The sequence below is a fragment of the Providencia sp. PROV236 genome (genome assembly GCF_033676985.1).
GTDB classification, from domain to species: domain Bacteria; phylum Pseudomonadota; class Gammaproteobacteria; order Enterobacterales; family Enterobacteriaceae; genus Providencia; species Providencia manganoxydans.
The window spans coordinates 3,479,468-3,501,353 of the sequence record NZ_CP096297.1 but is presented as its reverse complement, the minus strand read 5'-3'; the positions used below and the strand labels follow the sequence as shown (position 1 = coordinate 3,501,353).

Here is a 21,886-nt window from a genome sequence, read left to right as displayed (position 1 = left end):
ATATAGCGTGGGGGTAACCAAAATTTCCAGCCATAAATATGGGTTAAGGAGTTTCGTGTGAAAAAATTGTTGTGTGCAGCGGGTGTGAGTCTGGCTTTAGCGATGTCTGCGGGAGCTTACGCAGATAAAATTGCTGTTGTGAACGTTGGTGAAATTTTCCAAAATATGCCAGCACGCGAAGCCGTTGCTAAACAGCTTGAGAACGAATTCAAGAGCCGTGCGACAGAGTTGCAGAACTTGGAAAAAGATCTCCAATCACGCGTAGAGAAACTGCGCCGTGATGGTGCAACAATGAAGCAAAGCGATCGTGAAAAGCAAGAAAAAGAGCTGATGACTAAACGTGATCAGTTTGCTGAAAAAGCGCAGAAATTTGAAGAAGACAATCGTCGTCGTCAAATGGAAGAGCGCAACAAAATTCTCAGCCGTATTCAAGATTCTATTAAATCTGTTGCAGCCAAAGAAGGCTATGATGTCGTTATCGACGCAAATGCAGTTGCTTATGCAAAAGATAGCATTGACATCACCAGTCAGGTTCAAAAACAGGTTAAATAATAGATGTCTTCAATTCGATTAGCTGATCTTGCTCAGCAGTTGAATGCACAGTTACACGGTGATGGCGATATTGTCATCACCGGTATTGCTCCGATGTATTCAGCAAACAATCAACAAATTACCTTCCTGTCTGATAGCCGTTACAGCGATAAATTAGCTGAATGTCAGGCGGCTGCTGTAGTCCTAACAGCGAAAGACCTAGAAGCTTGCAAAGTTGCAGCTTTGGTTGTTGATAATCCATATCTGGCTTATGCACGCATGGCTCAAATAATGGATACCACTCCAAGTCCCGCAGAAAATATTCATGCGTCAGCTGTGATTGCTGAGGATGCGATATTAGGTAGCAATGTTGCGGTTGGTGCAAATGCCGTCATTGAAAGCGGTGTGGTGCTTGGTGATAACGTTGTCATCGGTGCAGGTTGCTTTGTTGGTAAAAACACGCGTATTGGTGCGGGTAGCCGCTTATGGGCAAATGTTAGCATCTACCATCATATTGAAATTGGAGAGCAATGTTTGATCCAATCAGGTACTGTTATTGGTTCTGATGGTTTCGGCTACGCAAATGACCGTGGTAAATGGGTTAAAATCCCGCAACTTGGCACCGTCATTATTGGTGATCATGTCGAGATTGGTGCATGTACCACTATCGATCGCGGCGCATTAGATAATACGGTTATTGGTAGTAATGTTATTATTGATAATCAATGTCAGATAGCACATAACGTAACCATTGGTGAAGGTACTGCCGTCGCGGGTGGGGTCATCATGGCGGGAAGTTTGAAAATTGGCCGTTATTGTATGATTGGTGGTGCGAGTGTGATTAACGGTCATATGGAGATCTGCGATAAGGTGACCGTCACAGGTATGGGTATGGTCATGAGACCAATTACTGAGCCTGGCGTATACTCTTCGGGTATACCTTTACAGCCTAATAAAACATGGCGTAAAACAGCAGCTTTAGTGTTAAATATCAATGAAATGAATAAGCGCTTGAAAACAGTTGAGCGTGAATTAGATAGCCAAATTCAAAAAAATCAGTAATCATTTTGTAATTCAGGTTAAAATAACCGACTGAGTTACGTTTTTCCGGCCTGCCAGTTAACCTAACTTCATGGTTAAAGCAGGCCGATTCGTTAATTAAATTGAATTAATAGACAGGAAGAGTATTTCGATGAGTGATAATCATACTCTGAACATTGAAGAGATTTTAGAACTGCTTCCGCACCGTTACCCGTTCCTTTTGGTTGACCGTGTATTGGATTTCGAAAAAGGGAAATCCCTACGTGCAGTAAAAAATGTCTCATTCAACGAGCCATTTTTCCAAGGCCATTTTCCCGGCAAGCCAATTTTTCCAGGTGTTTTGATTCTGGAAGCAATGGCACAAGCAACGGGGATTCTTGCGTTTAAAAGCGTAGGGAAATTGGAACCTGGTGAGCTGTATTATTTTGCTGCGATCGATAACGCTCGCTTCAAGCGCCCTGTGTTACCGGGAGATCAGATGATCCTCGAAGTAGAGTTTATTAAAGAACGTCGAGGCGTTGCGCGTTTTAAAGGTGTTGCAAAAGTTGATGGAGAAGTGGCCTGCGAAGCAGAAATGATGTGCGCCCGTCGCCGTGAGGTCTGATATGATTGATAAAACAGCCTGTATTCATCCCTCATCCATTGTTGAAGATGGAGCTATTATCGGTGCCAATGTTCGTATTGGCCCTTTTTGTTATATTGGCGCTAACGTTGAAATAGGCGAAGGCACTGAGCTCAAATCTCACATTGTTATCAACGGCCATACAAAAATTGGTCGTGATAATGTGATTTATCAGTTTGCTTCAGTTGGCGAAGCAAACCAAGACTTGAAATATCAAGGTGAACCTACACGTGTCGAAGTCGGCGATAGAAACCGTATTCGAGAAAGTGTGACAATCCACCGCGGTACAACTCAAGGTGGTGGTTTGACCAAAGTGGGTGATGACAACTTATTAATGGTTAATGCACATATCGCTCATGACTGCATCATTGGTAATCGCTGCATTATTGCTAATAATGGCACCTTGGGCGGACACGTTACACTCGGTGATTTTGCCATTATTGGTGGAATGACGGCGGTTCACCAATTCTGTCAAATAGGTGCTCATGTTATGGTCGGCGGTTGCTCAGGTGTTGCACAAGATGTTCCACCTTATGTTATCGCTCAGGGTAACCATGCGACACCTTATGGCTTAAATATTGAAGGCCTGAAGCGTCGAGGTTTTGATAAAGAGTCACTCCATGCTATCCGTAATGCTTATAAAGTGCTTTATCGATCAGGTAAGTCACTGGAAGATGCACGTAGTGAAATTGCTCAGCTTGCACTAGCAAACCCGCATGTGAAGGTATTTAGTGATTTCTTAGAAGATTCAGCAGAATCTAACCGTGGTATTATTCGTTAAATAAAAATAGCGAAATCAGGGCCGATACTCTAAATAACACAAGGTGCAGTGAGGCGACAAACCAATGCGTCGCTAGAAGCATAGAAAATTATGTGACTGGCGCGAGTGAGTGTAGTCATCCTATCTTAATGCGAAACGCTGCAACTTAAAAAGTATGGCGAGTATATTAAGGAGAGAACTTTGGCGGATCATAATCGCCCACTGACTATTGGCCTTGTCGCTGGCGAAACATCCGGCGATATACTGGGTGCAGGGCTTATCAGAGCATTAAAAGAGCAGGTTCCTGATGCACGTTTTGTCGGTGTTGCGGGACCTTTAATGCAAGCTGAAGGCTGTGAAGCTTGGTATGAAATGGAAGAACTTGCAGTGATGGGGGTTGTTGAAGTTTTAGGGCGCCTCCCTCGGTTATTGTCTATACGTAAAGATTTAACTGAACGTTTTACACAACTGCAACCTGATATTTTTGTCGGTATTGATGCACCTGATTTTAATATCACGCTCGAAGGGCGATTAAAATCAAAAGGTATTAAAACTATTCATTACGTTAGCCCATCAGTATGGGCGTGGCGGCAAAAACGGGTATTTAAAATTGGTCGATCCACGAATTTGGTGCTAGCCTTTTTACCGTTTGAAAAAGCATTCTATGACCGTTTTAATGTGCCTTGTCGTTTTATTGGGCATACTATGGCGGACGCAATTCCACTTCAAGTGAACCAATTAGCAGCAAGGCAACGTCTTGGTATACCTGATAATGCAAAATGTTTAGCTATCTTACCCGGAAGCAGGCATTCAGAAGTGGAGATGTTGAGTGCGGATTTTTTAAAAACCGCGGCCATTCTCAATCAACATTTTACCGAATTACATATTGTTGTACCGTTGGTCAATCAAAAGCGGCGCGAACAATTTGAAACTATTCGTCAGCAGGTCGCTCCAGAGCTGAAAATTCATTTATTAGATGGTCAAGCTAGAGATGCGATGATAGCAGCGGATGCAGCATTATTAGCTTCTGGGACTGCGGCGTTAGAGTGTATGTTAGCAAAATGTCCGATGGTGGTTGGCTATCGAATGAAGCCCTTTACCTTTTGGTTAGCAAAACGTTTAGTGAAAACGCCTTATGTTTCACTGCCCAATTTGTTAGCAGGAAAAGAAATTATCAAAGAACTGCTGCAAGAAGAGTGTCAGCCTGAGAAATTAGCCCAGCAATTAATGCCGTTATTAGAAGGTGGCGAACAGGTTGAGCAGTTAAAAGCAACATTTTTACAGCTTCACCAGTTGATCCGCTGTGATGCGGATAGGCAAGCGGCTGATGCTGTTTTGGACTTGGTTAGAAATTAATGGATTTTATATACCCGGAAGCCAACTTAATTGCTGGCGTTGATGAAGTTGGGCGTGGCCCACTTGTTGGTGCGGTTGTTACTGCCGCGGTCATTTTGGATCCTAATAAACCCATTATCGGGTTAGCTGACTCAAAAAAACTCACAGAAAAAAAACGCGAGCAGTTATTTATTGAGATCCAAGAAAAGGCATTGTGCTGGTGTATAGGCCGAGCTGAGCCAGAAGAAATTGATGAGATCAATATCCTGCATGCCACTATGTTAGCGATGCAACGAGCCGTTGCAGGTTTAAGCATCACACCTGATTTTGTTTTAGTGGATGGAAATCGCTGCCCTAAATTATCAATGCCTTCACAGGCGGTGGTCAAAGGTGATAGCTTGGTCAAAGAAATCAGTGCTGCTTCGATTTTATCTAAAGTCGTTAGGGATAGAGAAATGGTGGCGCTAGATAAAACTTATCCTGAATATGGCTTTGCGAAACATAAAGGCTATCCAACGGCTTATCATTTAGAAAAATTGGCTCAACATGGCGCAACAAAATTCCATCGTACGAGTTTTGCGCCAGTGCGCCGTGCATTAGCAGCGAAAGACTGAGTATAAATTAGATGGCTGAACCTCGTTTTATTCACTTACGCGTTCATAGCGACTATTCCATGATTGATGGATTAGCGAAAACTGGCCCATTAGTCAAAAAAGTGGCAGCAATGGGGATGCCTGCTTTCGCTATTACTGACTTTACTAACCTTTGCGGGTTAGTGAAGTTTTATGGTGCGACGCACAGTTCAGGGATCAAGCCTATTATTGGGGCTGATTTCTTTGTTGAAAGTGAACAATTGGGCGATGAGATAGCGCATCTAACCGTCTTAGCACGTAATAATGAAGGCTATCAAAACTTAACATTACTAATTTCAGAAGCTTACCAAAAAGGTTATGGTGCGATAGGCCCGACTATCCATCGTGATTGGTTAGTTAAACACAAAGCGGGTTTAATTCTACTGTCCGGTGGACGAAAAGGCGATGTTGGGCAATTTTTATTGCGGGGCAATCAGGCGCTTGTTGAGGAATGTTTAGCGTTCTATGAAACCCATTTCCCGAATAGTTATTATCTCGAACTAATACGAACGGGAAGGCCGGATGAAGAAAGCTATTTACATGCTGCGGTAGAGCTTGCGACTCAGCGTGGTTTGCCTGTCGTGGCGACTAACGATGTGCGTTTTATTGAGAGCAGTGATTTTGACGCTCATGAAATTCGCGTTGCCATTCATGATGGTTTTACTTTATCAGATCCTAAACGACCTAAAAATTATAGTCCTCAGCAATATTTACGCACTGAAGCAGAGATGTGTGAATTATTTGCTGATATTCCCGAAGCCTTAGAAAACAGTGTAGAGATTGCTAAGCGTTGTAATGTTACTATTCGCCTAGGTGAATACTTCTTACCTCAGTTCCCAACAGGGGATATGAAAACAGAAGACTTTTTAGTGATGCGCTCGAAAGAAGGGCTTGAAGAGCGCCTTGAATTTTTATTTCCTGATGAAAAAATTCGAGCGGAAAGACGACCTGAATATGATGAACGTTTAGATGTCGAGCTAAACGTAATCAACCAAATGGGGTTTCCTGGTTACTTCCTGATCGTGATGGAATTTATCCAATGGTCAAAAGACAATGGTGTACCTGTAGGGCCAGGGCGAGGTTCGGGTGCAGGTTCTTTAGTTGCCTATGCACTGAAAATTACCGATCTGGATCCGTTAGAGTTTGATCTTCTCTTCGAACGCTTCTTAAACCCTGAACGTGTTTCGATGCCTGACTTTGACGTTGACTTCTGTATGGAGAAACGTGATCAGGTCATTGATCATGTCGCACAGATGTATGGTCGTGATGCGGTATCACAGATTATTACCTTCGGTACGATGGCAGCAAAAGCGGTTATCCGTGATGTTGGTCGAGTACTGGGTCATCCATATGGCTTTGTAGATCGGATTTCTAAATTAGTCCCACCTGATCCAGGGATGACGCTGGATAAAGCATTTGAAGCAGAACCTCAGCTTCCTGAAATCTATGAAGCAGATGAAGAAGTTAAAGCGCTCATTGATATGGCGCGTAAGCTTGAAGGGGTTACCCGTAATGCGGGGAAACACGCAGGTGGCGTAGTTATTGCGCCAACCAAGATCACGGATTTTGCTCCCCTATATTGCGATGCAGAAGGGAACAACCCTGTTACTCAATTTGACAAAAACGATGTCGAATATGCGGGTTTAGTTAAATTTGACTTTTTGGGATTGCGTACGCTGACGATCATTAACTGGGCGTTGGAAATGATCAACCCAAGGCGAGCTAAGAAAAATTTAGAGCCTATTGATATTGCTGCGATCCCTCTACATGATCAAAAAAGTTTTGACATGTTGCAACGTTCAGAAACGACTGCGGTATTCCAGTTGGAATCCCGTGGTATGAAAGATCTGATCAAGCGGTTACGCCCAGACTGTTTTGAAGACATGATCGCTTTGGTGGCACTATTTCGCCCAGGCCCATTACAATCAGGGATGGTAGATAACTTTATCGACCGTAAACATGGGCGAGAAGAGATTTCATACCCTGATGTACAATGGCAACATGAGTCATTAAAACCTGTTCTAGAGCCAACATACGGTATTATCTTATACCAAGAACAGGTTATGCAGATTGCTCAGGTTCTTGCAGGTTATACATTAGGCGGCGCTGATATGTTGCGTCGTGCAATGGGTAAAAAGAAACCTGAAGAGATGGCGAAGCAGCGTTCTGTATTTGAAGAAGGCGCCATCAAAAATGGTATTGATGGCGAGCTGTCGATGAAAATCTTTGACTTGGTAGAGAAATTTGCCGGTTACGGATTTAACAAATCACACTCAGCAGCTTATGCACTGGTTTCATATCAAACATTATGGCTAAAAGCCCACTACCCAGCCGAATTTATGGCTGCGGTAATGACCGCCGATATGGATAACACTGAAAAAGTGGTTGGTCTTGTCGATGAATGTTGGCGGATGGGGTTAAAAGTGTTACCACCAGATATTAATTGTGGTCAGTATCATTTCCACGTTAATGATGAAGGTGAAATTGTTTACGGTATTGGTGCAATCAAAGGGGTTGGTGAAGGCCCAATCGAAGCTATTATAGAAGCCCGCCAAAAAGGAGGGATCTTTAAAGAGATTTTCGATCTTTGCGCTCGAGTTGATATCAAAAAAATTAACCGCCGTGTGATGGAAAAACTGATCATGGCAGGGGCGTTTGATAAATTGGGTCCACATCGCGCGGCGCTGATGTCTTCGCTTGAGGATGCATTAAAAGCCGCCGATCAACATGCGAAAGCAGAAGCTATTGGGCAAGCTGATATGTTCGGTGTGCTGGCTGAAGCACCTGAGCAAGTAGAAAGTTCGTATGCAAGTGTACCGAAATGGCCTGAACAAGTTGTACTTGATGGCGAACGTGAAACATTGGGGCTTTATTTAACTGGACATCCAATAACACGATACTTAAGTGAGATTGAGCGCTATACTAACGGTTTAAGATTAAAAGATGTGAACCCAACCCCTCGTGGTCAAGTGACAACTGTGGTAGGTTTAGTTCTTTCATCTAAAGTTATTACCACTAAGCGTGGCAATCGAATCGGTATTTGTACGCTTGATGATCGTTCCGGTCGTCTGGATATTATGCTATTTTCAGACGCACTAGATAAATACCAGCATTTGCTGGAAAAAGACAGTATCCTGATTGCCACTGGTCAGGTCAGCTTTGATGATTTCAACGGTGGTAATAAAATGACAGTGCGGGAGTTGATGGACATTAGTGAAGCAAGGGAAAAATATGCACGAGGGCTTGCTATTTCACTGTCAGACAAACAAATTAACGACCAGTTGCTGAACCGACTTCGCAGCACTCTTGAACCCCATCGTTCAGGAACGATTCCGGTTCATTTGTATTATCAGAAGGATGACGCCAGAGCCAAGCTTAAATTTGGTGTTGTTTGGCGTGTAACACCCGTTGATGCCCTTCTGAATTCTCTGCGAACTCTGCTGGGTAATGAGCAGGTAGAATTAGAATTTGACTAAAATAGGAATATTATGAGTCTGGATTTTCTTGATTTTGAACAGCCAATTGCTGAACTGGAAGCGAAAATTGATTCGCTGACCGCAGTTAGCCGTCAAGACAACAATTTAGAAGTCAACCTAGATGACGAGGTTGCTCGTTTACGTGAAAAAAGTCTTGAGCTGACACGTAAAATTTTCTCTGATCTGGGTGCTTGGCAAATTGCTAAACTCGCTCGTCACCCACGTCGCCCTTATACGTTAGATTATATATCTCGTATATTTACTGATTTTCAGGAATTAGCGGGCGATCGCGCTTATGCAGATGATAAAGCTATTGTCGGTGGTATTGCGCGTTTAAATGGTCTACCCGTTATGGTTATAGGCCATCAGAAAGGGCGTGAAACGAAAGAAAAAATTCGCCGCAATTTTGGTATGCCTGCACCTGAAGGCTATCGCAAAGCATTACGTTTAATGGAAATGGCTGAGCGCTTCAACTTGCCGATAATTACGTTTATCGACACCCCTGGCGCATACCCTGGTGTAGGTGCTGAAGAGCGTGGACAATCAGAGGCTATCGCTCGCAATTTACGTGAGATGTCTCGTTTATCTGTTCCTGTGATTTGTACCGTTATTGGTGAAGGCGGATCAGGTGGGGCATTAGCAATTGGTGTTGGTGATAAAGTAAACATGTTGCAATACAGCACTTACTCAGTGATTTCTCCAGAAGGTTGTGCTTCTATTCTCTGGAAAAGCGCTGATAAAGCACCATTAGCAGCAGAAGCTATGGGGATCACGGCTCCTCGCTTAAAAGAGCTGAAACTGATTGATAATGTTGTGACAGAGCCATTAGGTGGCGCACATCGTAACTATGATGAAATTGCGGCTTCTTTAAAAGCACGTATCGAGGAAGATCTAAATGAGCTGCTTGAATTAGATCAAGAAGCACTAAAGAATCGTCGTTACCAACGTTTGATGGAATATGGCTATTGCTAATCATTATTGATTAGTGCCGGAAAAACGGGAGTTAGGTAAAAGCCAGCTCCCGTTTTTATTGGTTGCAGAAAATATGAAGGGTGACCATGCGTCAGTATAACTATTTAATCTACGCATTTTTATGTGTGTTGATTTGGAGTTTTATTCCTATTGTTTCGCGCTTTGGGCAAAATGGGTTGGATAGTTTTCAATTTTTGTTTTGGTCTAACTTTATTTCTGCTATTTCAGTTATTTGTGTCGCTTTATGCGCTGGTTATCGGCCTGCTAACTTATTTATTCTACCTAAAAACATGTTGTGTAAAGTGTTTGTGCTTGGTTTTTTAGACTGTCTTTTTTATTTGTTACTGTATTACGGCTACTCGATTGAGAATGGCATTGCTGTTCTAGTCATTCAATATAGTTGGCCTTTAATTATTATTTTGCTATCTGTTATTTTACTGAAAGACAAGTTAGCGGGTAGACAAATTGTCGGTGTGATCATTGGTTTTATTGCTGTCATTATTACTTTTACAAAAGGCCATTTGACACAGCTACAAGTAGAAAATCCGATTGCGTTGTTACTTGTGTTTAGTGGTGCATTTTGCTTTGCACTAATGTCGGTATTCTCTAGACAGTACTCAATAGATCCTTATATTAGCACCGTCTGGTTATTTATATTTTCTACATTAACCTCATTAGTCTTGCTGCTTATGTTTAGCGAAATAAAATTACCCTCTAAAGCTGCATTCTGGCCAACTATCATTAATGGCGTATTGATTAATGGCGTCTCTTATATTTTGTGGTTTAAAGCTATGAATACTGGGCATTCCGCAAAAATTGCTTCAATTGTATTTTTATCACCGGTCTTGTCAGTACTGTGGTTAGTGATGATTTTAAGTGATCCATTTGAAATTGCGTATATCGTAGGAGTACTGCTAGTGATTATTTCTGGTGTGTTGTGTGTGGGTCGCGGTAAACAATAGAGAAGGTCTGAATAATGATGAAATCATCGCAAACCATCGTTGAACATGTATTCAACAAAATTGGTCATTTTAGAAAAATACTTGTTGGACTTAGTGGTGGTGTTGATTCAACGGTTCTACTTCACACGTTATATCAATTGAAACAGCAGCAACTTCCTGAACTAGAAATTAGAGCGATCCATATCCATCATGGCTTAAATAATAAAGCCGATGAGTGGGAAACGCATTGTTTGGAGTTATGTCATCAATGGGGAATTCCTTTTGTTTGTTATCGTGTTACGGTTGATCCCACTAAAAATGGTATTGAAGCTGCTGCTCGGGAAGCGCGTTACCAAGCCTATCGTGATGAACTTGCTGAAAATGAAATTATAGTGACAGCTCAACATTTAGATGATCAAGCTGAAACTTTCATATTAGCTTTGAAACGGGGGAGTGGACCCGCAGGGCTTTCCTCAATGCCCGAATCTTTAAATTTTAATGCAACAATTGGTCAAACGTGGCTATTGAGGCCTTTACTGGAAGTATCTCGCAATGATTTAGAAATATACGCGGCTAAAGAAAAACTTATTTGGGTTGAAGATGACAGTAATCAAGATGATCGCTATGACCGTAACTTTTTAAGATTGCGTGTTATGCCGACATTAGCACAGCGTTGGCCATATTTTGCAAAAGCAGTTTCACGTAGTGCGTCGTTATGTGCTGAGCAAGAAGCGTTACTTGATGAGCTATTACAAGATTCACTCGATGAAATGATGGACTATCGAGGCGGTTTATTTATTGATGGTCTACATGATTGCACGCAAGCAAAACGTAATGCGTTATTACGTCGCTGGATGGCACTGCATCAATTATCGATGCCACCTTTCAATCAATTACAGCGTATTTGGCTGGAAGTCGCATTGGCAAGGCAAGATGCGGAACCTATTTGTCAGCTCGGCAATGTCGATATTCGGCGGTATCAAGGAGCGTTGTGGATTGTACGTCGTATTAACAGCTTACTCGGGCAACAATTTACATGGCATTACCCGCAACCATTTATGTTACCTGAAGCGCTAGGCACTTTGAATGTTATGGTTGATGAAGGGCAAATTCGCCCGCCCATGCCAACGGAAAAGGTGACTGTACGCTTTGGTTTGCAGGGTACTTATAAAATTGTCGGTAGAATGCATTCCAGAAGCAGTAAGAAGATCTGGCAAGAATTAGGTATCTCTCCTTGGATGCGTGAGCGAACACCACTGATTTATTACAATGAACAATTGATTACTGCTGTTGGATGCTTTATTACCCCCGAAGGGTTGGTGGACAATGAGCAAGTGGGCGTTGCATTTCATTGGGACAAATTCGATGAATATCAACTTAAGTAGTCAATAAAATAAGAAGCCCCTTACGACAGGGATGTTCATAAGGGGCGCTGAAGGACTCAATAGTGTATGAGCTTTAGTGAGAGCTATCGACAACAATTGTGCCGATCTCAGGATGACTGAAGGTGTTGATGTGATCCAATCGAAGCTCTTTTGTGCCTTCTTGAGTCTCTAAAATGAGATACTCAACTTTTTTACGCAAGAGCAAATCGCTGGCTTTACCCTCGATGATTTCGCCGCCATGAAGTTTAATCTCAAGTTTTAACTGGCGCTGACAAGCGATTTCAAGATATTCGTAATCATCACAATTGATAGGTTGATATTCAGTATCTGTAGACATATTCCCTCACCACTGTGTTAGTGGCGGTTATTGCCGCCTTCGTCATACTTCGAGTTGTAGCATTATTGCTGGCGTTCACTCGCACTAGTCACCTATTGGTGTAGGCTCCTAGTGATTTGCTTACTTGCAGCCTAGCTATACCTCGAATTATTTAGAGTATATTTTCACTAAGCATCACATGCTTAATAGGATAATAGCACAGTAATTTTAAGAACAATAATCAGCGATGACTTAAATAAATAAATTCTTGTTCGCGAGTGACTCTATTTTGTTCAAGATGTCAGGAAAATCCGAAATATAGTCATGATAATATTTTTATTGGCGTAAAATGTTATCATTAATGTATAGACTAAAATTATAATAATGGAATGGTTAGGAGATAAAGGTAATGAAAAAATCACTATTATTAGCATTAATGGCGGCAGGTGTAGTAACACTCGCGGGTTGCCAAACAATAGCAAAACAACCTAACGTGACTTATATCGATAGAGCTTATACAGGAACATTGCCTTGTGCAGACTGCTCTGGAATTGAGGCAACATTACTCGTTAATCAAGATGGCACTTATGTAGAGCAATTGGTTTATTTAGATACCCGTGATGGTAACCAAACTTTTTATGAAACTGGCTCATGGGCAAAAGATGGTGAAAAATTGCGTATGACCAATGCGAATGGCGAACGCAGTTACTTCTTACCATCCGCAGATGATAAATCAATGATCCTTCTTGACCAAGAAGGTAACAAAATTGAATCGCAATTAAACTATACGTTAAACCAAGTAACCTCAACTAAAAAAGTGGGTGAATATCGTTATCTCGCAGATGCTGCGACTTTCACTGAATGTAAAACAGGTCGTACTTATAGCGCATCAGGTTTAGAGCTTGAAAAAGGTTATAGTGCGACAGGCGTAACAGGTGGAACACCTGTTTATGCTGAAATAGAAGGTTATTATACTATTCGTCCTTCGATGGAGGATGGTCAATTTGACCCAGCATTAGTGCAAACGGGGCAAATAATGTTTGATAAGTCGAGTTCTTGTAAATAAATTAATATTTTCTATATATTCTTATTTTAAAGCCGATTTCATATGAAATTGGCTTTTTTTGTTAAAAAACTACCAATTAATCCTTAAATAGAATATAAAATCAAATAATAACCATTAATGATACTCTCTAGTTGTTATTAATTGCTTGCTTATATTAATAAGTTATTTATAAGAAATGTGAAGAAGGTCATAGCTGTTGGTCAATGAGAAACAATTATAGATAGTGGTGAAATATTCATATTAAGGGGGATTACGTATACTCGATTCAACTAAAAGCAATCAAGGTTAAATTATAGAATATAAAAATATAATGATATATACGGCAGTTAATCGGTATTTAAAGCAGACGGATGAACGAGGGGTTTATTGTGGAAAAAAAGCTTATTTATTTGTTTTGCTCAGCTGGAATGTCAACATCTCTTCTTGTATCAAAAATGAGACAACAAGCTGAAAAATATGATGTTCCAGTTATTATAGAGGCATTTTCTGAAACACTTGTGACAGAAAAGGGAATTGATGCAGATCTTGTTTTACTTGGTCCTCAAATAGCATGGAAATGTTCTGAAATCCAGAAGCTCCTACCCACTAAGCCTGTAGAGGTTATTGATTCTGTACTCTATGGCAAAGTCGATGGATTGGGAGTACTAAAGTCAGCAGTAGCAGCAATAAAAAATAAATCTAGTCAATAAATATTAATTTTAAATAAATTAAATTCGTTATCTATTTGTTATGGTTGTCTTATTTCATACAAACAAGATATGTGATTAAAGTATCTAAGGATATTCTATGAATCATATGCTCACGTCACTTGAAAAGGTATTACTTCCAGTTGCTATAAAACTAGGAAATCAACCACATATAAATGCAATAAAAAATGGTTTTATTAAATTAATGCCTTTGGTATTAATTGGGGCATTATTCGTTTTGATAAATAACGTTTTTCTTAGCTTTGGTGAAGGTTCTTTTTTTTATTCTCTTGGCATTCATATTTCACCTGAAGCAATAGAATCTTTAAATAAATTTAAAGGGATTGGTGGTAATGTTTATAATGGTACATTAGGGATCATGTCTTTAATGACACCTTTCTTTATCAGTATGGCATTAGCAGAAGAACGCAAAGTTGATCCTATAGCCGCAGGGGTTATTGCTATTGCAGCATTTGTTACTGTTACTCCATTTGATGTGAATGGTAATTATGCAATAGGTGCAAATTGGTTAGGCGGTGCGAATATCATTTCGGGTATGATCATTGGCTTGGTTGTTGCTGAAGCATTTACGTTTATTGTTCGTCGTAACTGGGTTATTACATTACCTAGCACAGTACCTAGCGCAGTTAGTCGCTCATTCTCTGCATTAATTCCAGGTTTTATCATTTTATTGATTATGGGGGTTATTGCATGGAGCTTGGCAGGGATCACAACTAATTTCCATCAATTAATCATGGATGGTATATCAAAACCATTAGCTTCTCTTGGCGGCATTGTTGGATGGGCTTATACCATTTTTTGTACACTACTATGGTTCTTTGGTATTCATGGTGCTTTGGCGTTAACAGCGCTAGATTCAGGGATAATGACACCATGGGCGATAGAAAACGTGGCGTTATATCATGAATATGGCTCTGTTGAAGCTGCACTTGCAGCAGGGAAAACATTCCACTTATGGGCCAAACCCTTATTTGATTCTTATGTATTTCTTGGAGGATCAGGGGCTACTCTTGGATTAATTATTGCTATCTTCATTGCTTCACGCCGTGCTGATTATCGACAAGTTGCAAAACTAGGATTACCTGCATCAATATTTCAAATTAACGAGCCTATGGTATTTGGTATTCCTATCATAATGAATCCTATTATGTTTATCCCATTTGTTTTTGTTCAACCTATATTATTGGCGATCACTGTAATTGCCTATTATATGGGGATTATTCCGCCTATCACGAATATCGGACCATGGACAATGCCAACTGGATTAGGGGCTTTCTTTAATACAAATGGCAGTTTTGCAGCTTTACTTTTAGCTTTATTTAACCTTGGTATTGCAACGTTAGTTTATTTACCGTTTGTAATAATTGCTAATAAAGCCCAAGTGACGACGAATAAAGAAGAAAGCGAAGAAGAAACTAAAAAAGCATTACAGTTTTAATTGGTCGGTAATGTTTAATAATAAATGAGGAAGCTATGATTGATTTAGATAATAATGGAAATTTATCTTTTGATGATCTTGAAGAAATTGTTATGGGTCTCATTATTAATTCAGGTAAGGCAAGAAGTTTTGCTTATAAAGCGTTAGAGCAAGCGAAAAAAGGTCAATATCTTGAAGCTGCTGAGTTAATGGAACAATCAAAATTAGCATTGAGTGACGCACATAAAGTTCAAACTAAAATGATTGAAACTGATATGGGTGAAGGGAAAATTAAAGTGAGTTTGATTTTAGCTCACGCTCAAGATCACTTAATGAACACGATGCTAGCCAAAGAATTGGTAACGGAGTTCATTGAGCTCTATAAAAAAATAAACTCTTGATTAGGGGGTGTATGATGCAGCCAATAATAAGCACAAACAATTCTAATATGGATGTTAAAACTGTCTATGAAAATGATATTTTTAATGATAAGGATTTTCATGTGGTTATTTATAATAAAACAGAAAGTGCTACAGGGCTGCATCAACATGATTATTACGAGTATACGATTGTTCTTACAGGGCGTTATTACCAAAATGTTAACGGCAGAAAAGTGTTATTAGAAAGAGGGGAATTTGTTTTTTTACCTATTGGTTCAAATCACGAAAGTTTTTATGAGTTTGGCGCAACAAGAATTTTAAACGTTGGAATCAAAAAAACATTTTTTGAGGAGTATTTTTCACCTTTATTGCCTTCATTCTTTGTTGCTTCTCAATCTTATGCTTTGAAAAATGAATTTATGGCTTATATCGAATCAGTAATAGCTTCATTAAACTTTAGAGGAAATGAATTTAATGAATTTATTGAGATTGTTACTTTCAACGTTGTTAATCGTTTACGTCATTATAGAGAGAAAAAAGTGCAAGATGACACACCTCAATGGTTAAAAAATACAATTGAAGAAATGCATGAAATAGCGATGTTCAATGAAAATGCATTGGAAAACATGATTGCAATAACAGGGAAGTCTCAAGAGTATTTAACACGAGCAACAAAGCGTTATTACGGTAAAACGCCAATGCAAATTATCAATAGTATTCGAATAAATTTTGCAAAAAAACAACTAGAGATAACTAATTACTCTATAACTGATATTGCTTTTGAATCAGGTTATAGCAGTCCGAGTTTATTTGTGAAAAAATTTAAGGAAGCAACAACATTAACTCCGAGTGAGTATAGAAAGAGTTTACAAAGTGGCTAATATACTCGTCATATTTCAAGGTGCAGGGTTGTTGACTACGCTCAGCTAGCCGAGTCACATAGTTCATCTATGCTCCCCGTCTGTCACCTAGATGAATCTCGAATTATTTAGAGTATATAGATTAAATAAAGAAATTATATTATTTATTGTATTCCCTGTTTATATTTCAACTTAATTATAACTTACTATATCTAAATTTCATTAGTGAGGTCTGAACACACATGAGCAAAAAATTAAAAGTGGTGACTATTGGTGGTGGTAGTAGTTATACACCTGAATTAATTGAAGGCTTTATTAAACGTTATCATGATTTACCTATTAGTGAATTATGGTTAGTTGATATTGAAGAAGGACAGGAAAAGCTAGATATTATTTATGAATTAAGTTTACGGATGATAAAGAATGCGAATATACCACTTAAACTGTATAAAACATTAGATCGTCAGCAAGCATTAAAAGATGCAGACTTTGTGACGACACAATTTCGGGTTGGGTTATTAAAAGCACGAGAAAAAGATGAAGTGATCCCACTAAGTTATGGCTATTTAGGGCAAGAAACAAATGGTGCTGGTGGTTTATTTAAAGGACTACGCACAATCCCTGTCATTTTTGACATAATTAAGGATGTAGAAGAGCTATGTCCAGATGCGTGGATTATTAATTTTACCAATCCTGCTGGAATGTTGACAGAAGCTGTTTATCGGCACACTAATTTCAAACGTTTTATTGGTGTTTGTAATGTCCCGATTGGTATGAAAATGTTCATTACAGATGTATTAGGTTTAACAAAAGAAAACCAGCTATCGATAGATTTATTTGGTTTAAACCATATGGTATTCATTAAAAATATTACTGTTGATGGTGTTTCTCGATTTGATGAAGTATTGAATGGCATCATATCAAAGGCATATAGCACTAATTCAGTAAAAAATATTACAGGGTTACCTTTTGATAGTGGACTATTAAGTGCTTTGAAACTGATACCATGTTCATACTTACAGTATTATTTTAAACATAAAGAAATGTTAGTTATTGAAATGGCAGAGTTTTATAAAGAGGGCACACGAGCGCAAGTCGTACAAAAATTAGAAAAAGAACTTTTCGAGCTGTATAAAGATCCTGAATTAAAAGTAAAACCCAAGCAATTAGAGTCTCGTGGCGGTGCCTATTATTCAGATGCAGCCTGTGAAGTTATCAATGCTATTTATAATGATAAGCAAACGGAGCACTATGTTAATATTCCTCATTATGGCCATATAAATAATATTCCAGCCGATTGGGTGATTGAGGTAACCAGTAAATTAGGTCGTGATGGTGCAATACCGAGTGAAAGGATCACGTATTTTGACGAAAAAGTATTAGGATTGATTTATGCAATTAAAGAGTATGAAATAGCAACAACTCATGCAGCAATCAATGGGGATTTCAATGAAATTTTATTAGCCATGAATTTAAATCCTCTTATTAATTCCGATAATGATGCACGCCAGATGGCGAAAGATCTTCTCCTAGCGCATAAATATTATTTACCGAATTTTGCTGAAGCCATTAAATATATCGAACAGGAAAAAATTGTCTCTGGAGCTTAATAGGAATGGGATATGCCCTCTTTATTAATTATTAATGCTGATGATTTTGGATTATCTAAATCGGTTAATTATGGAATTGTTGATGCACACCGTTATGGTGTTGTGACATCAACGACAGCGATGATGAATATGCAAAATATTCAACACGCAGCGGAACTTGCCATCCAAGTACCCACCTTGGCGATAGGAATGCACTTTGTATTAACTACCGGTAAGCCTCTTACTGTAATGCCTACCTTAACCCGTGAAGGTAAATTAGGTAAATGGCTGTGGGAATTGGAAGCAGAGGGGCTATTACCTTTAGATGAAATAATGGCAGAGTTGAATGCTCAATATCAACGGTTTAATGATGTTTTTGGTCGCCCACCAAGTCATATAGATAGCCATCACCATATACATATGATTGCACAGCTTTTTCCATTAATTGCTGAATTTGCCAATCAAAAGGGAATACCCTTGCGGGTTTACCACGAACATAACAGTACTGAAAATATATTGAATATTCCTCGTAGTACTGATTATTTTTCACCTGATTTTTATGGTGAACCTAGTTCAGTTTCAGAGGCGCTGTTTTTGAGTATACTCGACAGATCAACAAAACAGGGATATCAATCTATAGAGATTATGTGCCATCCAGCATTTATTGATAACGATTTATTGATGAGTGGATATGCCTATCAGAGATTGACAGAGTTAGAGGTTTTAACTGGAAAAGGGCTTAAGCAAGCAATTAGGGATAGAGGGTATCAGTTAGCAACTTATTTGGACTTATAATAAATAGCCCAACCTATTTGTCTCTAATATAAATAGGTTGGGCAAGTAAAAATAGCAGATTAAATTATTTGCCCAGTTTCTCTTTTAAGAAGCTGATAACATTATCTAAGCCAACAAGTGATTTTTCGTCACTACGGCGAGCTTTGTATTCCACTTGGTTATTGTCTAAATTACGATCGCCAATAACGATGGTATATGGCACCCCGATCAATTCCATATCAGCAAACATAACGCCTGGGCGTTCTTTACGATCGTCAAAAATGACATCAATACCCTGTGCTTTTAAGTCAGCGTATAATTTCTCTGCCACTTCTTTGACACGGTATGATTTGTGCATATTCATCGGCAAAATCGCAACGTGGAATGGCGCTATCGCATCAGGCCAAATAATACCGCGTTCATCATGGCTTTGCTCAATAGCGGCGGCAACAATACGGGTTACACCAATACCATAGCAGCCCATAGTCACGATTTGGTTATGGCCTTCTTCATTCTGAACAGAGGCTTTCATCGCTTCCGAATATTTAGTCCCTAATTGGAATATATGGCCAACTTCGATCCCGCGTTTAATGAGTAACGTGCCTTTACCATCAGGGCTTGGATCGCCTTCGACTACATTACGTAAATCGAATGTTTCTGGCTGCGCAAGATCACGTTCCCAGTTAATGCCAAAGTAGTGTTTGCCATCGATGTTAGCGCCAGCACCGAAATCACTCATCACAGCAACACTACGGTCAATGACCATTGGCAATGGCATATTCACAGGACCAAGAGAGCCTGGAGCAGCTTTAATTGCTGCTTTGATTTCTTCCTCTGAGGCAAATTCTAATGGGCTAGAAATCAGTGGGTGTTTTTCTGCTTTGACTTCGTTTAGCTCGTGATCACCACGGATCAGTAGAGCAACGAGTGTATGACCTGAATCCTTCTTAGCACGAACAATCAGTGTTTTAACTGTTTTTTCAATTGGTAAGTTAAACTGTTCAACTAATTCAGCAATAGTTTTCGCGTTGGGTGTATCAACTAAACGCATTTCTTCAGTTGGAGCCGCACGTGAAGTCAGTGGTGTAACGGCTTCTGCGAGTTCAATGTTGGCTGCAAAATCAGATTCAGTCGAGAAAACGATATCATCTTCACCACTTTGAGCTAACACTTGGAATTCATGGGAGGCACTACCGCCAATTGAACCTGTGTCAGCTTGAACAGGACGGAAATCAAAGCCAATACGGGTAAAGATTTTGCTATACGCTTCATACATTGCATCATACGTTTCTTGTAATGATTCTTGAGATGTATGGAAAGAGTAAGCGTCTTTCATGATAAATTCGCGTGAACGCATGATCCCAAAACGTGGGCGTACTTCGTCACGGAACTTAGTTTGAATTTGGAATAGATTCAATGGGAGTTGTTTGTATGAAGTGATTTCATTACGAATTAGATCAGTAATGACTTCTTCATGAGTTGGACCTAAAACAAATGGGCGCTCACCACGATCAGTAAAACGTAGTAATTCAGGGCCATATTGTTCCCAACGACCACTTTCTTGCCATAAATCTGCGGGTTGAACTACGGGTAAAGACACTTCAATTGAGCCCGCATTTTCCATTTCTTCACGGACGATATTCTCGACTTTACGTAGAACACGGACACCAGTCGGTAGCCAGTCATAAAGACCAGATGCAAGTTTACGGATCATTCCTGCACGAAGCATCAGCTGATGGCTGATAACTTCCGCATCAGCAGGAGTCTCTTTTAGTGTTGAGAGCAGATATTTGCTAGTACGCATTGTATAGGTTCCATTAGAACAACGGGTTATGGCGAATATATGTATTCGCCAAAATCAATCTAGGTTGCTAAGCAACATGATAAACGGTTAGTTTATCAGTGACCGAGCTTTGTCAAAAGGGGTTAAACGGTTTTTTCATAAGGTTCGATAGCGAATACTTCCGTCACACTATCAATAACTCGCCAACGAATATTAAAATCCAATAAGTGAACGGCGTAATCACGTTGTTCATTAGTACCATGCTTTTTATAGGCAGGTCGAGGATCTTGCATAAGAACTTGTTGAATAAATTCGCTAAGACCTGGATAGCTTTGCTGGTATTTGACTAAATCTTGCTGAACTTGAGGAAGAAAAATAACCTGCATATCATCTGATGGCGCATCTTGTGCAAAGCCGGCTTTTGCTGTTGCAATAGATTCAGCAAAAGGCAAATAAGGTTTGATATCAATAACAGGAGTACCATCTACCAAATCCAAGCTACCTAGCTCTAAAATAACTTGATTGTTTTTAACTATGACATTTTTTAATTCGATCAGCGACATACCAATAGGGTTAGGGCGAAAAGTAGAACGTGTCGCAAAAACCCCCATTTTTTCATTGCCACCAAGCCGAGGAGGGCGGACTAAAGGTTTCCAGCCTCCTTGCATTGTTTGATGAAAAATAAATAAAACCCAGATATGACTAAATTGAGTGAGTCCCCTCACTGAATTCGGATCATTATATGGTGAATGCAAATGTAGACGTCCCGAGCCACCTGGTACAAGCCCAGGTTGGCGTGGAATGGCAAACTTTTCTTTATAGGGTGATTCGATATGCCCTATAACATTACACTCGAATGATTGCATATAATTATTATTCAACAATTTGTATTGCGCTACCTTCACAAATTGTTGCTTGATAGCAACCGGGTGATGCTAAGGTCTGGCACTGATGTAGCAGTACAGCGTCAGCTGCAATATAAGCTGCTTGTGTTAACATGCTTTTTTTAGCCGTATTTAAGTTGGCGGGTGGGCTTTTGATACTTTCACGACACGATTCGCCAGAAACAACCCCTAAATCTTTAAATGGCATCCCTAATAACTCTTCAGGGCTATTCATTAATTTTACATTAGCGGTATTTGGTTCAGCGACTTTCTTTGGCACTGGTTTAGATAGCTTCATACTTGTGAAGCCTTTATTTTGGCCCTGATGAATGTATTGATTCATTCCACACCCAGCTAAAATAAAAGTAGCGAGGGTGAGCAATAACAATCTCATAAGTTTTTCCTTTCTTATAGT

At 39.7% G+C, this 21,886-nt stretch carries 21 protein-coding genes; 17 read left to right on the top strand and 4 right to left on the bottom strand.

Annotated features, from left to right (window positions below; all coding sequences use genetic code 11):
- Positions 1-57: 57 nt before the first annotated feature.
- The 10 genes from skp (at position 58) to tilS (ending at position 11,695) form a co-directional block, all read left to right on the top strand.
- The gene (skp, locus tag M1E96_RS16130; protein WP_140180488.1) at positions 58-552 is read left to right on the top strand and encodes a molecular chaperone Skp; all 495 of its coding nucleotides are present in this window, start codon (positions 58-60) and stop codon (positions 550-552) included.
- A 3-nt stretch (positions 553-555) separates the two neighbouring features.
- Complete coding sequence (gene lpxD, locus M1E96_RS16125) at positions 556-1,593, top strand: UDP-3-O-(3-hydroxymyristoyl)glucosamine N-acyltransferase (RefSeq protein ID WP_070927358.1); 1,038 nt, start codon at positions 556-558, stop codon at positions 1,591-1,593.
- Positions 1,594-1,723: 130 nt separating this feature from the next.
- Positions 1,724-2,176: a 3-hydroxyacyl-ACP dehydratase FabZ gene (gene fabZ, locus M1E96_RS16120; protein WP_004916757.1), complete on the top strand. Its 453-nt coding sequence runs from the start codon at positions 1,724-1,726 to the stop codon at positions 2,174-2,176.
- Between the two features lies 1 nt (position 2,177).
- Positions 2,178-2,975, top strand: a complete 798-nt coding sequence (gene lpxA, locus M1E96_RS16115) for an acyl-ACP--UDP-N-acetylglucosamine O-acyltransferase (RefSeq protein WP_070927360.1) — start codon at positions 2,178-2,180, stop codon at positions 2,973-2,975.
- 180 nt (positions 2,976-3,155) lie between these two features.
- Positions 3,156-4,310, top strand: a complete 1,155-nt coding sequence (gene lpxB / locus M1E96_RS16110; protein WP_070927362.1) for a lipid-A-disaccharide synthase — start codon at positions 3,156-3,158, stop codon at positions 4,308-4,310.
- Positions 4,310-4,903, top strand: coding sequence for a ribonuclease HII (rnhB, locus tag M1E96_RS16105; RefSeq protein ID WP_369427205.1), 594 nt, complete (start codon positions 4,310-4,312; stop codon positions 4,901-4,903). Before lpxB ends, rnhB begins: the two co-directional genes overlap by 1 nt.
- An 11-nt stretch (positions 4,904-4,914) precedes the next feature.
- Complete coding sequence (gene dnaE / locus M1E96_RS16100; protein WP_349485518.1) at positions 4,915-8,397, top strand: DNA polymerase III subunit alpha; 3,483 nt, start codon at positions 4,915-4,917, stop codon at positions 8,395-8,397.
- A 12-nt stretch (positions 8,398-8,409) separates the two neighbouring features.
- Complete coding sequence (gene accA / locus M1E96_RS16095; RefSeq protein ID WP_070927366.1) at positions 8,410-9,369, top strand: acetyl-CoA carboxylase carboxyl transferase subunit alpha; 960 nt, start codon at positions 8,410-8,412, stop codon at positions 9,367-9,369.
- Positions 9,370-9,455: 86 nt separating this feature from the next.
- A complete protein-coding gene (locus M1E96_RS16090; RefSeq protein WP_272580646.1) occupies positions 9,456-10,331 on the top strand; it encodes a DMT family transporter in 876 nt (291 codons plus the stop codon).
- Positions 10,332-10,345: 14 nt separating this feature from the next.
- Positions 10,346-11,695 (top strand): tRNA lysidine(34) synthetase TilS, encoded by a 1,350-nt coding sequence (gene tilS / locus M1E96_RS16085; RefSeq protein WP_070927369.1) that lies wholly within the window; start codon positions 10,346-10,348, stop codon positions 11,693-11,695.
- Between the two features lie 73 nt (positions 11,696-11,768).
- Here tilS and rof read toward each other — a convergent pair whose 3' ends face one another.
- On the bottom strand, positions 11,769-12,032 hold the full coding sequence (rof, locus tag M1E96_RS16080) for a Rho-binding antiterminator (protein ID WP_070927372.1): 264 nt from the start codon (positions 12,030-12,032) through the stop codon (positions 11,769-11,771).
- Positions 12,033-12,420: 388 nt separating this feature from the next.
- Between rof and nlpE the strand changes: the two genes are divergently transcribed.
- The 7 genes from nlpE to chbG all read left to right on the top strand — a co-directional run bounded on the left by nlpE (position 12,421) and on the right by chbG (position 18,825).
- The gene (gene nlpE / locus M1E96_RS16075; RefSeq protein ID WP_140180492.1) at positions 12,421-13,077 is read left to right on the top strand and encodes an envelope stress response activation lipoprotein NlpE; all 657 of its coding nucleotides are present in this window, start codon (positions 12,421-12,423) and stop codon (positions 13,075-13,077) included.
- Between the two features lie 368 nt (positions 13,078-13,445).
- Positions 13,446-13,766, top strand: a complete 321-nt coding sequence (locus tag M1E96_RS16070; protein WP_070927402.1) for a PTS sugar transporter subunit IIB — start codon at positions 13,446-13,448, stop codon at positions 13,764-13,766.
- A 97-nt stretch (positions 13,767-13,863) separates the two neighbouring features.
- Positions 13,864-15,222 (top strand): PTS N,N'-diacetylchitobiose transporter subunit IIC, encoded by a 1,359-nt coding sequence (gene chbC / locus M1E96_RS16065; RefSeq protein WP_140180494.1) that lies wholly within the window; start codon positions 13,864-13,866, stop codon positions 15,220-15,222.
- Positions 15,223-15,257: 35 nt separating this feature from the next.
- Positions 15,258-15,602 carry a PTS N,N'-diacetylchitobiose transporter subunit IIA gene (gene chbA / locus M1E96_RS16060; RefSeq protein ID WP_070927378.1) on the top strand — a complete coding sequence of 115 codons (345 nt, stop codon included), beginning with the start codon at positions 15,258-15,260 and terminating at the stop codon, positions 15,600-15,602.
- Between the two features lie 11 nt (positions 15,603-15,613).
- On the top strand, positions 15,614-16,462 hold the full coding sequence (chbR, locus tag M1E96_RS16055; RefSeq protein WP_272580645.1) for a transcriptional regulator ChbR: 849 nt from the start codon (positions 15,614-15,616) through the stop codon (positions 16,460-16,462).
- 221 nt (positions 16,463-16,683) lie between these two features.
- Positions 16,684-18,051, top strand: a complete 1,368-nt coding sequence (locus M1E96_RS16050) for a 6-phospho-beta-glucosidase (protein ID WP_272580644.1) — start codon at positions 16,684-16,686, stop codon at positions 18,049-18,051.
- Positions 18,052-18,063: 12 nt separating this feature from the next.
- Entirely contained in the window at positions 18,064-18,825 is a 762-nt protein-coding gene (chbG, locus tag M1E96_RS16045) for a chitin disaccharide deacetylase (protein ID WP_272580643.1), read from the top strand.
- Positions 18,826-18,889: 64 nt separating this feature from the next.
- On the opposite strand, the gene proS is transcribed toward chbG, so the two are convergent.
- The 3 genes from proS to rcsF all read right to left on the bottom strand — a co-directional run bounded on the left by proS (position 18,890) and on the right by rcsF (position 21,865).
- Entirely contained in the window at positions 18,890-20,608 is a 1,719-nt protein-coding gene (gene proS, locus M1E96_RS16040; RefSeq protein ID WP_070927387.1) for a proline--tRNA ligase, read from the bottom strand.
- Between the two features lie 122 nt (positions 20,609-20,730).
- Positions 20,731-21,453 (bottom strand): tRNA (N6-threonylcarbamoyladenosine(37)-N6)-methyltransferase TrmO, encoded by a 723-nt coding sequence (gene tsaA / locus M1E96_RS16035; RefSeq protein ID WP_319067371.1) that lies wholly within the window; start codon positions 21,451-21,453, stop codon positions 20,731-20,733.
- 7 nt (positions 21,454-21,460) lie between these two features.
- Positions 21,461-21,865 carry an Rcs stress response system protein RcsF gene (gene rcsF / locus M1E96_RS16030; RefSeq protein ID WP_070927390.1) on the bottom strand — a complete coding sequence of 135 codons (405 nt, stop codon included), beginning with the start codon at positions 21,863-21,865 and terminating at the stop codon, positions 21,461-21,463.
- Positions 21,866-21,886 lie beyond the last annotated feature (21 nt).

What these genes read in the sequence shown, in the direction of transcription:
- rnhB (WP_369427205.1), top strand. Translation starts at nt 4,310, where the DNA reads ATGGATTTTATATACCCGGAAGCCAACTTAATTGCTGGCGTTGATGAA.
- chbR (WP_272580645.1), top strand. Translation starts at nt 15,614, where the DNA reads ATGATGCAGCCAATAATAAGCACAAACAATTCTAATATGGATGTTAAA.
- chbC (WP_140180494.1), top strand. Translation starts at nt 13,864, where the DNA reads ATGAATCATATGCTCACGTCACTTGAAAAGGTATTACTTCCAGTTGCT.
- chbA (WP_070927378.1), top strand. Translation starts at nt 15,258, where the DNA reads ATGATTGATTTAGATAATAATGGAAATTTATCTTTTGATGATCTTGAA.
- tilS (WP_070927369.1), top strand. Translation starts at nt 10,346, where the DNA reads ATGATGAAATCATCGCAAACCATCGTTGAACATGTATTCAACAAAATT.
- fabZ (WP_004916757.1), top strand. Translation starts at nt 1,724, where the DNA reads ATGAGTGATAATCATACTCTGAACATTGAAGAGATTTTAGAACTGCTT.
- M1E96_RS16090 (WP_272580646.1), top strand. Translation starts at nt 9,456, where the DNA reads ATGCGTCAGTATAACTATTTAATCTACGCATTTTTATGTGTGTTGATT.
- nlpE (WP_140180492.1), top strand. Translation starts at nt 12,421, where the DNA reads ATGAAAAAATCACTATTATTAGCATTAATGGCGGCAGGTGTAGTAACA.
- lpxD (WP_070927358.1), top strand. Translation starts at nt 556, where the DNA reads ATGTCTTCAATTCGATTAGCTGATCTTGCTCAGCAGTTGAATGCACAG.
- accA (WP_070927366.1), top strand. Translation starts at nt 8,410, where the DNA reads ATGAGTCTGGATTTTCTTGATTTTGAACAGCCAATTGCTGAACTGGAA.
- proS (WP_070927387.1), bottom strand. Translation starts at nt 20,608, where the DNA reads ATGCGTACTAGCAAATATCTGCTCTCAACACTAAAAGAGACTCCTGCT.
- chbG (WP_272580643.1), top strand. Translation starts at nt 18,064, where the DNA reads ATGCCCTCTTTATTAATTATTAATGCTGATGATTTTGGATTATCTAAA.
- rof (WP_070927372.1), bottom strand. Translation starts at nt 12,032, where the DNA reads ATGTCTACAGATACTGAATATCAACCTATCAATTGTGATGATTACGAA.
- dnaE (WP_349485518.1), top strand. Translation starts at nt 4,915, where the DNA reads ATGGCTGAACCTCGTTTTATTCACTTACGCGTTCATAGCGACTATTCC.
- lpxA (WP_070927360.1), top strand. Translation starts at nt 2,178, where the DNA reads ATGATTGATAAAACAGCCTGTATTCATCCCTCATCCATTGTTGAAGAT.
- rcsF (WP_070927390.1), bottom strand. Translation starts at nt 21,865, where the DNA reads ATGAGATTGTTATTGCTCACCCTCGCTACTTTTATTTTAGCTGGGTGT.
- M1E96_RS16050 (WP_272580644.1), top strand. Translation starts at nt 16,684, where the DNA reads ATGAGCAAAAAATTAAAAGTGGTGACTATTGGTGGTGGTAGTAGTTAT.
- tsaA (WP_319067371.1), bottom strand. Translation starts at nt 21,453, where the DNA reads ATGCAATCATTCGAGTGTAATGTTATAGGGCATATCGAATCACCCTAT.